A 13,681-nucleotide genomic window follows, 5' to 3' on the forward strand; every position below is an offset into this window, starting at 1 on the left:
TTCTTTACTTTGTAAAAGAAGAAAGGTTGTCGAGTTGCATGAGGTTCAGCGTATTAGTCAAACATGACGATTATATTGTTTCAGACCATGTCCTTCATCAAGTGCGTACGATACCCGGCGTAACGTATCTGGATTTAATAACACGATTTTTAGCTGAGAAAGGGATATCACCCCGAAGTTTTGAAATCAAACATGTTTTATTCCGTGAACCTGTTGCGACGTCAGTCCATTTTGATAAAAAAGTCACCTTCCAGTTTACGAAACAAGAAAACGGCTGGCTTGTTGAAACAACAAGCAGGAAATGGGTCGCTGAAAAGGCGGAAGGTGAAGCGTCAGTCAACTTGCAGGCGGAAATCATAAGAAAAAATGCGATAAAAGAAAAGACAATTTCAATCGAAGAATTAAAGAAAGGGGCCGTCCGGACTTCGGATGCTGAATCCGCCTATCGTAATTTGCGCAGGGGCGGCCTGATTCATAAAGATTTTATGAAATTGGAAGGTACAGTATATGAAGGTGAAAATTATATTCTGGGAGAGGTCAGTTTAAGCGGACTTTCAAAAGAATATACAGATGACTTTTACATGCATCCCGCATTTTTGGATGGGTCTCTCAGCTTGTTGGGAATCCTTACATCAGACTTGCCGGATGAAGGAACAAATGCGTTTATCCCTATATATATTGAGACATTCCGGGCACTGCATAAAACAACTGGGTCTTGTTTTGTGTATATTAATAAAACCAGTATAACGCAGCCGCCTTCTAAAGACATTTTATATGCGGACATAGAAGTATACAGGCCTGATGGAGAGCTTGCTTTTTATTATGAGCGATTCGGTGTGAAAAGAGTCAGAAATGAAAAATCAATACAAAGGCTGGAGCATTCCCAAAAAGCTAAAGAGGTCGGCAGCGTAGCGAACAATAAAGAAATGATCAGAAATAATTTGATCCAAGAGATAGCCGGCATGATTGAAAAACCTGCTGAAACAGTGAAGAATGATATTTCCTTTTATGAGATGGGCTTGGATTCTAAACAATTATTAGACTTATCCAAAAAATTAGAACTGATGTTAGGTTCAAAGCTGTACCCGACTTTATTATTTGATTACTCCACAATCGGTGAATTGACGGAATTTCTGCAGGAGAAATACGGAGCTAACATTACAGACTCTATCTCTGATACAGTTCAGCACCAAGACAGTCATAAAACATTAACAGATGAGCTGTCATCCATTATTGGAGAGGTTACAAACACACCGCCAAATAAAGCGGACAAACACCAATCTTTTTACGAACTGGGTCTTGACTCAAAACAGCTGCTGCATATATCGAAAATGCTCGAGGAAAGATTGGATACACAATTGTATCCGACATTGCTTTTTGATTATAACAATATTCATGATTTAGCGGCTTATTTAGAAGAAAAATATGATGTGCGTAATACGCCGGCCGCAGCTTTTAAAGAAAAAACGCAAACGAAAGAGCCGTCTGAAAAGCCGGTGCTTGAATCTTTATATTTACAAAAAGAATGGATAGAATCGCCATTAAAGTCCGGAGAAGTACCTAAGGAAAATACACTGATTTTCGATTTCGACAGTTCATTGAGTGATGAAATCCGAAAGTACATCGGCAGTGAAAATGTTATTTATGCGGAAGCCGCCGCTGAATATGAAATGGTAAATGAAAAGCATTATAAATTTAATCCGGAGCAGTCTGCTCATTACTCCAGACTGTTAGAAGATATGAAAAAGTCCGGAGCATTTCCGGCGTCAATCATTCATTACCTGTCAAAAAAAGCTTATACTGAGGCAGCGTTAGATCTGACTCACAGCTTTTATTCAATTCTTTATTTGAGTAAAGCTTTGATCCATCAAAAAGTAAAAGAAAACATCAACATTCTGTACGTACATGACAAGGGTCAATATACAAATCCGGTTTACGCCGCGATTGGAGGCTTTTTTAAAACGCTGAATGCGGAGCAGCCGAATATAAAGTGTAAAACGGTTGAGATTTCTTCAAGACAAACCATTGAAAAAGCACCTTTGCTTCTCAATGAATTAAGTGCCGGACATCATCAGGCTGTGAAATATGACGGCGATCAAAAAAGGCGGGTGACAGCATACAAAGACGCTTCGCTGCAAACAGGACAAAAGGCCGCAAAGTTTGCAAAAAACGGGGTGTATCTCATCATCGGAGGATTAAGCGGCATCGGCTGGATTATTTCAGCGTTTCTTTATGCAAATCACGGAGCCAGCGTTATCATTGCCGGGCGATCGAAAATGACAGCAGACATGGAAGAAAAATTAGACAGCATCCGATATGACGGGGCAAGCATTTCTTATATCCAGGCTGACATGTCAGATAAGCAGCAGGTCATCAAGTTAGCGGAAAAAATTCGTGCTGATTTTTCCGAAATCAACGGGGTCATTTACAGTGCAGGCGTGTTAAAAGACTCTCTCATTATGAATAAAACAGACGCGGAAGCTCAAGCGGTGCTGCAATCAAAGGTCAATGGTGTGATTCATTTGGATGAAGCGCTCAGAGATATGCCTTTAGACTTTTTTGTTTTGTTTTCTTCCATCTCCTCAGAAATCGGAAGTCTGGGTCAAGCCGATTACGCTTACGCCAATCGTTTTCTGGAGCATTTTGCCGAGTGGAGGGAATGTATGAGAAAGGCGGGGGGAAGATCAGGAAAAACCATCGCTGTAAATTGGCCTTTCTGGAAAGACGGAGGCATGTCAGTTGATCCCGGCATTCAAGATATTATGAAAAGGGAGTACGGACTTCACCCATTAGAAAATACTGCCGGAATCAAAGCTTTTGAACACTCGCTTCTCGGCCGAGGCCACCAGCTGATCGTGTTATACGGAGAAAAAGAAAAAATACAAAACGATTTCAAGCCGTTATCCGCCCGTTCAGCACCGCCTCTGGTAAGAGATTCAGCGATTGCAGCCGATTTTGATGCTTCGTCAGTCGTTACGGAAGAAGCCGAGAGTCCTTTCCGAATACTCGGCACGGCTTCCAATCGTCATCTCGACGATTATTTGCATTATTGGAGCAGACTGAAGAAAGGAGCCCTTCAGCACAATCAAAGCGATGCCGCAAAAAAACTCATCGCTTTTTACCAGACAGAAGAAACGGAAACCGTTCATTTTCTGGCAAACACAGAAAATGCCCGGCATATGGAAATATTGATGAGCGGTAAGGGTGAAACAATTTTACTGATTTGCGGTTTTGCTACCACTGCTTACATGTGGAAAGAACAAATGAAGGAGTGGGCAGATCAATTTAATGTAATTGTCATACACACACCGGGTTACGGGCTGAGTGAGGGGAGCGCCGATTTTACACTGAGCGGGCTGGCTCAGACTTTTATCGAAGTGCTGAACGAGATAGGGGTTGCTTGGCCGATCCACATTGCGGCAGCTTCTTGGGGAGGCATGATAGGGCAGAGGATAGCCTATGAATACCCTGAAAAAGTAAAAACGCTCATTCTTTCCGGAAGTTACACCGCATACGAAGAAGACCCTGAAAGCAGTGTCGAGGAAAAACTGAAAAATGATTTTATAGCTATAGGAAAGTCGCATGAATATGAAAGTTTATACAGTAATCAATTCTTAAATGCTTCTATTGAACGTTTTATGAAGATACATCAACAAGAAGGCTATTCTACGATCGGCTTTTTAAAAGACATTCATACAAGAACGCTTATCCTTACGGGTGAGAAGGAAAGCGTAGTTGATCAGAAAGAAACAAAAAGGCTGCGGAAACTGCTGAGCAATGCAGAATTAAAGAAAATTAAGGGAGCGGGGCATCTTCCGAACATCACACATCCGGAAGAATTTAATAAAGCGGTGTCAGAATTCATCAAGAAATCAGTAAGTAAGGGATGAAAACGATACATACAGTACAGGGGGAGAAAACAATGAAACAAACATTAAGCAATCCGGCATTTGATATGAAACAAATTAACGCTCTTAACGGCCATTATCAGACGATGATAGACAATGGAGATCTGCAATGTGCGAGTTATATGATGTCAAGAGGAGGTGAGGTTTTTGCAGCTGAGTCGTTAGGGGAATTTACCGGCGGACAAAAAGAAAAGCAAACATTTCAGCTTGATACAATCAGAGAAATCGGTTCTTTGACAAAAGTGTTTACCGCTGTAGCCGTCATGCAGCTCGTCGAAAAAGGTTTGCTCGATCTGAAAATGCCGGTCAAGCTCATTTTGCCAGCGTTTGATAAACCGGGTTTCGGAGAAATTAAAATTTTGCACCTTTTGACTCATACGGCGGGATTAAGTTTTGAGCTGGATATTCAAAAGGCTGAAGGCATTGACTTAACGAATGAGGAAGAATGGATAAACTATCTGGTTCGTACGCCTTTGGAGTACGGAGTGGATGAAGCATGGAACTATTCCAGAACCGGCTTTGTTATACTTGGCATCATTATTTCAAAAGTAACAGGCGTATCCTACGAACAGTATGTAACAAAGCATATTATTGAAGCGCTCGGATTAGAAAGAACGTATTTTTATGTGCCTGATGCTTTAAAAGAAGAAGTTTGTGTGATCAATGAGCACGAGTGCGTACAGCTGGAAAAAAGTCATCACCCGTATTTTCCGAATAAAGCGACAAGCGGTCTGTACTCTTCATTGCGAGATATTTGGAAGTTAGCTGAAATGTTTAGAAATAAAGGCAGATTGAAAGATAAGAAGCTGCTTGGAAGAAAAACAGTCGAAGCGATGCTGAGAAATCAAATAAAGCCCGGTCTTCCTTTTTACTTCTTCGGAGCGCCCAGAGAGGAAGGCGGCTTTGGTTTAGGCATTAATTTGTGGCCGGCCGGTGACCATTATTTCATGACAGAAGGCACCTTCTCACATCTTGGAATGGGGTGGTGCGGCATGTTTTCTGATCCAGCCGAAGATTTTACGTATGTATTTTTCACTCCGATTTCCGAGTTTCATCCTCATGCCGTGCTGACGCCGCTGAATATCGTGTGGGCGGGTATTGAATAATTAGACAAAAGCATCGTCCCGTCTGTTCGGCAGGCGGGACGATTGCTAACTGCCCGTTTTTATCCCGCGGCATCTTTTCAAAGCCCGCCCCTAAGTTAAATAACTTAATTTACACTTTGTAATTTTTTTTAATTATAGTACAGTAGAGCATTTTTATAATACAGTTTAAAGTCTTTTATAGTACAGTTTGGCGCAATATGATCTTAAGTTTTATAAGCGGTTTCAAAATGAGGTTATAAATGATTGACGGCTTTGTTTAATTACTGTAAACTATGGTTGTTGATCATATTGTACTAATAAAAAATCTTTTTTTATTAGTACAGTTTAAACGTCATTATCTTTGCTTAAGCGCTATGTGAATTTCTGAATGATTAATTTTAGAATTGCAGAGCATGATAAGACTGTTTTTAATACGGATGGCTAAACGGTATCCTAACCCTGTTAAATCAAAAGAAGAGGTGGTTTAAAAAATGGCTGCAAAGACAAAAACTTCAATTGTTGATAGCAAAAAACAATTTGATGCTATTCATAAGCAGTTTGAAACGTTCCAAATTTTAAATGCTGAAGGAGAAGTCGTAAATAAAGACGCAATGCCTGATCTTTCAGATGATCAGTTAAAGGAATTAATGAGAAGAATGGTGTATATCCGCATTTTAGACCAGCGTTCAATTTCTCTTTCCCGTCAAGGACGTTTAGGTTTCTATGCACCGACAGCGGGCCAGGAAGCTTCTCAAATTGCATCACACTTCGCGCTTGAACAGGACGATTTTATCCTTCCGGGTTATCGTGACGTTCCTCAGCTGATTTGGCACGGTCTTCCTTTACACCAGGCATTCCTGTTCTCAAGAGGCCATTTTAAAGGTAATCAGATGCCTGAGGGAGTAAATGCTTTATCACCTCAAATTATTATTGGTGCTCAAATTATCCAAACCGCAGGTGTAGCTTTAGGTCTTAAAAAGCGCGGTAAAAAAGCGGTAGCTATTACTTACACTGGTGACGGCGGAGCTTCTCAAGGTGACTTCTATGAAGGAATGAACTTTGCCGGAGCATTTAAAGCGCCAGCGATCTTCGTTGTTCAGAATAACCGCTATGCGATTTCAACTCCTGTAGAAAAGCAATCATCCGCACAGACAATTGCCCAAAAAGCAGTTGCCGTCGGTATTACAGGTGTTCAAGTAGACGGAATGGATGCACTTGCCGTTTACGCTGCAACCGCAGAAGCACGCCAGCGCGCAATTAACGGTGAAGGTCCGACTCTGATTGAAACTCTTACATTCCGTTACGGACCTCATACAATGTCCGGTGACGATCCGACTAAATATCGTACGAAAGAAATAGAAAATGAATGGGAGCAAAAAGACCCGCTCGTACGTTTCCGCAAGTTCTTGGAAAACAAAGGACTATGGTCTGAAGAAGAAGAGAACAAAGTGATTGAACAGGCCAAAGAAGAAATCAAACAAGCTATCAAAAAGGCTGACGGCGAATCAAAACCGAAAGTAACAGAGCTGATTGAGAATATGTTTGAAGAGCCGACGTTCAACTTGAAAGAACAACTTGAAATTTACAAAGCGAAGGAGTCGAAGTAAGCCATGGCGCAAATGACAATGATTCAAGCGATCACTGATGCGTTACGCACAGAACTGAAAAACAATGAAAACGTTCTGCTTTTCGGGGAAGATGTAGGCGTTGCCGGAGGCGTATTCCGTGCAACTGAAGGCCTTCAAAAAGAATTCGGTGAGGACCGCGTATTTGACACGCCGCTTGCTGAATCCGGTATCGGCGGTCTGGCTCTCGGTTTAGGCCTGCAAGATTACCGTCCTGTTATGGAAATCCAATTCTTCGGATTCGTATATGAAGTAATGGATTCAATCTCAGGACAAATGGCTCGTCTCCGCTACCGTTCCGGCGGACGCTGGACTTCTCCGGTGACAATCCGTTCTCCATTCGGCGGAGGGGTTCATACACCTGAACTTCACGCTGACAGTTTGGAAGGCCTTATCGCTCAGCAGCCGGGTATTAAAGTTGTTATCCCATCCACTCCTTACGATGCAAAAGGACTGCTGATTGCCTCTATCAGAGACAATGATCCGGTTGTTTTCTTAGAGCATATGAAACTTTACCGTTCTTTCCGTCAGGAAGTTCCTGAGGAGGAATACACAATTGAGCTAGGCAAAGCTGATGTGAAACGCGAAGGTACTGACCTTTCTATCATCACATACGGCGCGATGGTTCATGAGTCGCTTAAGGCTGCTGAAGAGCTTGAAAAAGAAGGCGTTTCTGCTGAAGTTATCGACCTTCGCACTGTAAGTCCGCTTGATATTGATACGATTATTGCTTCTGTTGAAAAAACAGGCCGCGTAATTGTCGTGCAAGAAGCTCAAAAACAAGCCGGCATCGCTGCCAACGTTGTAGCTGAAATCAATGACCGCGCGATTCTGAGCCTGGAAGCTCCGGTTCTGCGTGTTGCGGCGCCTGATACAGTATTTCCTTTCTCGCTTGCTGAGAGCGTATGGCTTCCAAACCATAAAGACGTTCTTGAAACTGCGAAAAAAGTTCTTGAATTTTAATCAGGCATCATAAAAGACGGTAAAGAGAGTCCTTTTCTCTTATATGAAGGAGTCTGTTTACTAGGTTCAATGCTTGCGAATGCATAACTAAAATTTGCTTAATCAACTAGGAGGTCGAAAACTGTGGCATTTGAATTTAAACTTCCGGATATCGGGGAAGGTATCCACGAAGGCGAAATCGTAAAATGGTTTGTTAAGCCGAACGACGAGGTAGAAGAAGACGATGTTCTGGCTGAAGTGCAAAATGATAAAGCAGTGGTAGAAATTCCTTCACCTGTTAAAGGAAAAGTATTAGAATTAAAAGTTGAAGAGGGAACAGTTGCAACTGTTGGACAAACGATTATTACGTTTGACGCACCTGGTTACGAAGATCTTCAATTTAAAGGAAGCCATGATTCAGGAGATGCGAAAACTGAAGCTCAAGTTCAGTCGTCTGCTGAAGCAGGGCAGGATATCTCTAAAGAAGAGACTCCTAAAGAGCCTGCAAAAGAAACCGGCGCAGGACAGCAGGACCAAGTGGAAGCTGATCCGAACAAACGCGTGATCGCGATGCCTTCCGTACGCAAATATGCCCGTGAAAAAGGCGTGGATATCCGTAAAGTAACAGGTTCAGGCAATAACGGACGTGTTGTAAAAGAAGATATCGACAGCTTTGCAAATGGAGGAGCGGCTCAAGAAGCGGCACCGCAAGAAACAGCTGCACCTCAGGAAACAGCTAAACCTGCAGCGGCTCAGGCTCCTGAAGGCGAATTCCCTGAAACACGCGAAAAAATGAGCGGTATCCGTAAAGCGATCGCGAAAGCAATGGTGAACTCTAAGCATACTGCACCGCACGTAACTCTTATGGATGAAGTTGACGTAACAAATCTTGTTGCTCACCGCAAACAGTTCAAACAAGTTGCTGCTGATCAAGGCATCAAGCTGACTTATCTGCCTTACGTCGTCAAAGCATTAACATCCGCTTTGAAAAAATTCCCTGTTTTAAACACATCTATTGATGATAAAACAGATGAAGTGATCCAAAAACATTACTTCAACATCGGAATTGCAGCGGATACCGAAAAAGGCCTGCTTGTGCCGGTAGTGAAAAATGCCGACCGTAAAGCCGTTTTCGAAATCTCTGATGAAATCAACAGCCTTGCAACAAAAGCGCGTGAAGGCAAGCTTGCACCTGCGGAAATGAAAGGCGCTTCTTGCACGATCACAAATATCGGTTCTGCCGGAGGCCAATGGTTCACACCGGTTATCAACCATCCAGAGGTTGCGATTCTCGGTATCGGCCGTATTGCTGAAAAAGCGATCGTCCGTGACGGTGAAATTGTAGCTGCTCCTGTCTTAGCTCTTTCTCTCAGCTTTGACCACCGTATGATTGACGGAGCAACTGCACAAAATGCGTTAAACCACATCAAGCGTTTACTGAACGATCCACAACTTATTTTAATGGAGGCGTAATGTTATGGTAGTAGGAGATTTCCCTATTGAAACAGATACTCTTGTGATTGGTGCGGGACCCGGCGGCTATGTAGCTGCCATCCGCGCTGCTCAGCTTGGACAAAAAGTAACAGTCGTTGAAAAAGCAACTCTTGGAGGCGTTTGTCTGAACGTCGGCTGTATTCCTTCAAAAGCGCTCATCAATGCAGGCCATCGTTACGAGAATGCAAAACATTCAGATGACATGGGAATCACTGCTGAGAACGTAACGGTTGACTTTACAAAAGTCCAAGAATGGAAAGCTTCTGTTGTAAATAAGCTTACCGGCGGTGTTGCAGGTCTTTTAAAAGGAAATAAAGTGGATGTTATAAAAGGGGAAGCTTATTTCGTAGACAGCAACTCTGTCCGTGTAATGGATGAGAACTCTGCGCAAACATACACATTTAAAAACGCAATCATTGCTACCGGTTCTCGCCCTATCGAATTGCCAAACTTCAAATATAGCGAACGCGTTCTGAACTCTACAGGCGCACTTGCGCTTAAAGAAATTCCGAAAAAGCTCGTTGTTATCGGCGGCGGATATATCGGTACTGAGCTTGGAACAGCGTATGCGAACTTCGGAACTGAATTGGTTATTTTAGAAGGCGGAGATGAAATTCTTCCTGGCTTCGAAAAACAAATGAGTTCTCTCGTTACCCGCAGACTGAAGAAAAAAGGCAACGTTGAAATCCATACAAGCGCCATGGCTAAAGGCGTTGAGGAAAGACCTGACGGCGTAACAGTTACATTCGAAGTAAAAGGCGAAGAAAAAACGGTTGATGCTGATTACGTATTAATCACTGTCGGACGCCGTCCGAACACTGATGAGCTCGGCCTTGAGCAAGTCGGTATCGAAATGACTGACCGCGGTGTCATTAAAACAGACAAGCAGTGCCGCACAAACGTACCGAACATTTACGCAATCGGTGACATCATTGACGGACCTCCATTGGCTCACAAAGCGTCTTACGAAGGTAAAATCGCTGCCGAAGCTATTTCAGGAGAGCCGGCTGAAATCGATTACCTCGGTATTCCGGCGGTTGTATTCTCTGAGCCTGAACTGGCTTCTGTCGGTTACACTGAAGCACAGGCGAAAGAAGAAGGCATTGAAGTCGTTGCAGCTAAGTTCCCGTTTGCAGCAAACGGACGTGCGCTGTCTCTTAACGAAACTGACGGCTTCATGAAGCTGATCACTCGTAAAGAAGACGGTCTTGTAATCGGTGCGCAAATTGCCGGCGCAAGCGCTTCTGACATGATTTCTGAATTGAGCCTGGCGATCGAAGGCGGAATGACTGCTGAAGATATCGCAATGACAATTCACGCTCACCCGACATTGGGCGAAATCACTATGGAAGCTGCCGAAGTAGCAATCGGAAGCCCGATCCATATCGTAAAATAATAATGTAACAAAGAAACAGCCCCCGTTTGTAAAAGCGGGGGCTGTTTTTATTGTGCAAGCACATGCTGCATAGGTTTGATGATATCCTCTTTTTTCTTTACGGATCCCTCAATCTTCATGACCACATGCCGATGATTGATCACCATCAGCGCAGGGAACGTGTTGATTTCCTCTTCCCATCCCTTTCTGTTGTCATAAACCTTCATTTGATCGACATGATGGGGATATTTCTTTTCTAAATCAAGAATCGCATCGTAATAAGGCACTTCTTTATCTATATGATTTTCATCGGAAAAAAACAAGATTTGAGTGTGATGAATGCTGTCGATCCGGTTTTTTGTGAATGGACTGACAGTAGAAACCGAACAGCTTGACAGAACGAACAGCATCAAAAAAAAGGGAATCACCGTACGGTAGCGCATCTATCTTACTCCTCTGTTTTATATAATATATGGGTTCATCCATTTATAAGCCTATATCAAGTGTATCACGAGAGGTGAAAAACCTAAGGCTTGTTACTGAATTGTTATATAATTGAAACCGTTTTTAATGAAGAAATAATACGTGTGACAACTTGCGCAGCCGATGTGTAAAAAAGGCACATTGTTTTTCGTGAGAGCGCTGTTTTTTCGTTATACTGGGAGCAAAACCATATCAGGAGGGATTGTCATGTATAAAGCCGCTGCAGCTGTCATATGTATGTGCTTACTCGCCGGCTGCCAATCAAATGAAAAGATGCAAACAAACAAACCCCATTCTCAAGCCGCGGCCAATCATGCCAAACGGGAAAACCACCATACAAAAGAGGAAAAACAGAAAAAACAGAAGGCGGAGCCCCGTTACTATATCAATCCGAATAGCTTTTCTGTGGAAAAAATGGATGAACAGAAAGAGAAAAAACCGATCGCATTGGTAACGATCGATGACGCGCCTGATCAGCATGCCGCTGAGATTGCGGACAAACTGCACGATCTCAATGCGTCAGCGATCTTTTTTGTAAACGGACATTTTTTGAAAAAAGATGAAAATAAGAAAGCGCTTAAGCATATTCATGAGTTAGGTTTTATGATCGGTAATCATACAATGACTCATCAAAACTTAAAAGATCTTTCCGAACAAAAACAACGTGAAGAAATCATTGGCGTCAATAAAGCGGTTGAAAAGGTAATAGGAGAGAAACCCGCATTTTTCAGGGCGCCTTTCGGAAGCAATACGGACTACAGTGACAGACTTATAAAAAAAGAAGGTATGGTGAAAATGAACTGGACCTTCGGGTATGATTGGGATCAGAAATATCAATCCAAAAAAGCGCTTACCGATATCACACTGAGCAGTCCTTATCTGCGGGACGGGGCCAACATATTGATGCATGACCGGAAATGGACGGCGGAAGCCATGCCGGACATTGTAAAAGGATTGCGTCATAAAGGATATACTGTGATTGATCCTCGAGCTATAAAAAGACCGTAAAAAATAAATGTGTTATACAATTTATCAGTTGACATATTAAATGTGACATAATAATATAATAACAACAAGTGAAAATTAAGCGTTTTCAAATTCTGAGAAATGGGGAATGACAGATGGGTACAATTGTTTGCCAAGACTGTAACGAAGCGATTCATTACTTTGAGGATGAGAAGGTCACGACGTTATACGGAACATGCTGCGGACAATGCCAGTGTCATCTTGAAGAAGAGTAAAAAGCGTAAAAAGGCCCGAAACGATTTCGTTTCGGGCTTCTTTATGTTTATTGGATGGCTTTTTGCTCTTTGATGACTCTGATCATTTCAAGCGTTGCATCTTCGGGACCCTGCACAGGAAGGCCGGCGTCCAAGTTTTTAAAAATGTAGCTGATATTTTCTTCAGTAATGATCTCGCCCGGAATAAAGATCGGAATTCCCGGCGGGTACACCATGACAAACTCTGCGATGATCCGTCCCGCGGATTCTTTTAACGGAATGACTTCCGTATTTGCGTAAAACGCGTCTCTTGGCGTCATCGCTAACAGAGGAATTTCAGGAAGCAGAACTTCGGTTTGCTGATGAGCATAGTCATTGTCGGAAGCCTGCTTTGAAATGTCTGTAAGCGCGCTTACAAGACGGTCGGCATCTCCCGCTCTGTCGCCGGGGGTGAAAATACATAAAATATTATACAAATCGGACAGCTCGACTTCGATATTATATGATTCGCGGAGCCATTTTTCAACGTCATGACCCGTCAGGCCGAGGTTTTTGACCGAAATGATTAATTTAGTCGGATCATAACTGAATGCAGCTTTAGACCCTGTGATTTCTTCGCCGACACAGCGGATGCCTTCAATTTGATTGAGGCGTTTCCGTGTCTGATCCGCCAGCAGAATCGTATCTTCAAGAAGGTCGCGGCCTTCTGTAGCGAGGCGTTTTCTTGCGACATCCAGTGAAGCGAGAAGCAGATAGGATGTTGACGTTGTCGTCAGCATGCTTAAAATCGACTGTACTCTTTCTTTGGAAACAAGACCTTCTCTCACATTTAAAATGGAGCTCTGCGTCAGGGAGCCTCCCAATTTGTGCACGCTTGTGGCTGCCATATCAGCGCCCGCCTGCATGGCGGACAGAGGAAGCTTATCATGAAAATGAATATGCACGCCGTGCGCTTCATCGACAAGCACAGGCACATCGAAAGAATGCGCGAGCTTTACAATGCTGCTCAAGTCAGCTGCCACACCGAAGTACGTCGGATTTATGACAAGCAGGCCTTTTGCGTCAGGGTGCTCCGTCAAAGCCCGCTCGGCGGACTCAAGCGTAATGCCGTGAGAAATTCCGAGCTCATCGTCAATTTCCGGGTGAATAAAAATCGGCACCGCTCCGGAAAATACAATGGCCGACATAATGGATTTATGAACGTTTCTCGGGATGATGATTTTATCTCCGGGTCCGCATACGGCCATGACCATCGTCATAATGGCGCCGCTCGTCCCTTGTACGGAAAAGAAGGTATGGTCTGCGCCGAATGCTTCCGCGGCCAGATCCTGGGCTTCTTTAATGATGCCCTTTGGCGCATGTAAATCATCCAGAGGTTCGATATTAATTAAATCTATGCTTAACGCGTTTTCTCCGATAAATTGTCTGAATTCCGGATCCATTCCCGCGCCTTTTTTATGGCCCGGAATGTGGAATTGGACAGGCTGTCTGTCCGCGTGCTTTTTCAGTCCGCTGTACAGGGGTGTTTCATGTTGCGGCAATTGTTTTC

At 43.3% G+C, this 13,681-nt stretch carries 10 protein-coding genes; 8 read left to right on the forward strand and 2 right to left on the reverse strand.

The genetic code is table 11. The annotated features are described in order from the left end of the window. Positions 1 to 38 precede the first annotated feature (38 nt). The 6 genes from NQS30_RS06890 to lpdA all read left to right on the forward strand — a co-directional run bounded on the left by NQS30_RS06890 (position 39) and on the right by lpdA (position 10,450). Positions 39 to 3,890, forward strand: a complete 3,852-nt coding sequence (locus tag NQS30_RS06890; RefSeq protein ID WP_124693054.1) for an alpha/beta fold hydrolase — start codon at positions 39 to 41, stop codon at positions 3,888 to 3,890. A 32-nt stretch (positions 3,891 to 3,922) separates the two neighbouring features. Further along, positions 3,923 to 5,014: a serine hydrolase domain-containing protein gene (locus tag NQS30_RS06895; protein WP_082997962.1), complete on the forward strand. Its 1,092-nt coding sequence runs from the start codon at positions 3,923 to 3,925 to the stop codon at positions 5,012 to 5,014. Between the two features lie 470 nt (positions 5,015 to 5,484). Further along, on the forward strand, positions 5,485 to 6,600 hold the full coding sequence (pdhA, locus tag NQS30_RS06900) for a pyruvate dehydrogenase (acetyl-transferring) E1 component subunit alpha (protein ID WP_007611171.1): 1,116 nt from the start codon (positions 5,485 to 5,487) through the stop codon (positions 6,598 to 6,600). Between the two features lie 3 nt (positions 6,601 to 6,603). Next, positions 6,604 to 7,581, forward strand: coding sequence for a pyruvate dehydrogenase complex E1 component subunit beta (gene pdhB, locus NQS30_RS06905; RefSeq protein WP_059367064.1), 978 nt, complete (start codon positions 6,604 to 6,606; stop codon positions 7,579 to 7,581). A gap of 123 nt (positions 7,582 to 7,704) precedes the next feature. Beyond that, positions 7,705 to 9,033, forward strand: coding sequence for a pyruvate dehydrogenase complex dihydrolipoyllysine-residue acetyltransferase (gene pdhC, locus NQS30_RS06910; protein ID WP_012117474.1), 1,329 nt, complete (start codon positions 7,705 to 7,707; stop codon positions 9,031 to 9,033). A 4-nt stretch (positions 9,034 to 9,037) separates the two neighbouring features. Beyond that, complete coding sequence (gene lpdA / locus NQS30_RS06915; RefSeq protein ID WP_007409663.1) at positions 9,038 to 10,450, forward strand: dihydrolipoyl dehydrogenase; 1,413 nt, start codon at positions 9,038 to 9,040, stop codon at positions 10,448 to 10,450. Between the two features lie 47 nt (positions 10,451 to 10,497). Here the strand turns inward: lpdA and NQS30_RS06920 are convergent, their stop codons facing one another. Beyond that, positions 10,498 to 10,872, reverse strand: coding sequence for a hypothetical protein (locus NQS30_RS06920; protein ID WP_007409664.1), 375 nt, complete (start codon positions 10,870 to 10,872; stop codon positions 10,498 to 10,500). A 247-nt stretch (positions 10,873 to 11,119) separates the two neighbouring features. On the opposite strand from NQS30_RS06920, the gene NQS30_RS06925 reads away from it, so the two are divergent. Both NQS30_RS06925 and NQS30_RS06930 read left to right on the forward strand, forming a co-directional pair. Further along, entirely contained in the window at positions 11,120 to 11,920 is an 801-nt protein-coding gene (locus NQS30_RS06925) for a polysaccharide deacetylase family protein (RefSeq protein WP_094032414.1), read from the forward strand. 113 nt (positions 11,921 to 12,033) lie between these two features. Then, positions 12,034 to 12,153, forward strand: coding sequence for a GapA-binding peptide SR1P (locus tag NQS30_RS06930; protein WP_003154518.1), 120 nt, complete (start codon positions 12,034 to 12,036; stop codon positions 12,151 to 12,153). A gap of 47 nt (positions 12,154 to 12,200) precedes the next feature. Here NQS30_RS06930 and NQS30_RS06935 read toward each other — a convergent pair whose 3' ends face one another. Continuing rightward, on the reverse strand, positions 12,201 to 13,673 hold the full coding sequence (locus NQS30_RS06935) for an aminotransferase class I/II-fold pyridoxal phosphate-dependent enzyme (RefSeq protein ID WP_076424075.1): 1,473 nt from the start codon (positions 13,671 to 13,673) through the stop codon (positions 12,201 to 12,203). Between the last annotated feature and the right edge of the window lie 8 nt (positions 13,674 to 13,681).

Origin of the sequence: Bacillus sp. B1(2022) (assembly GCF_040259625.1) — a bacterium.
In the GTDB taxonomy this organism is placed as follows: domain Bacteria; phylum Bacillota; class Bacilli; order Bacillales; family Bacillaceae; genus Bacillus; species Bacillus velezensis.

What these genes read in the sequence shown, in the direction of transcription:
- lpdA (WP_007409663.1), top strand. Translation starts at nt 9,038, where the DNA reads ATGGTAGTAGGAGATTTCCCTATTGAAACAGATACTCTTGTGATTGGT.
- NQS30_RS06930 (WP_003154518.1), top strand. Translation starts at nt 12,034, where the DNA reads ATGGGTACAATTGTTTGCCAAGACTGTAACGAAGCGATTCATTACTTT.
- pdhB (WP_059367064.1), top strand. Translation starts at nt 6,604, where the DNA reads ATGGCGCAAATGACAATGATTCAAGCGATCACTGATGCGTTACGCACA.
- NQS30_RS06890 (WP_124693054.1), top strand. Translation starts at nt 39, where the DNA reads ATGAGGTTCAGCGTATTAGTCAAACATGACGATTATATTGTTTCAGAC.
- pdhA (WP_007611171.1), top strand. Translation starts at nt 5,485, where the DNA reads ATGGCTGCAAAGACAAAAACTTCAATTGTTGATAGCAAAAAACAATTT.
- NQS30_RS06895 (WP_082997962.1), top strand. Translation starts at nt 3,923, where the DNA reads ATGAAACAAACATTAAGCAATCCGGCATTTGATATGAAACAAATTAAC.
- NQS30_RS06925 (WP_094032414.1), top strand. Translation starts at nt 11,120, where the DNA reads ATGTATAAAGCCGCTGCAGCTGTCATATGTATGTGCTTACTCGCCGGC.
- NQS30_RS06920 (WP_007409664.1), bottom strand. Translation starts at nt 10,872, where the DNA reads ATGCGCTACCGTACGGTGATTCCCTTTTTTTTGATGCTGTTCGTTCTG.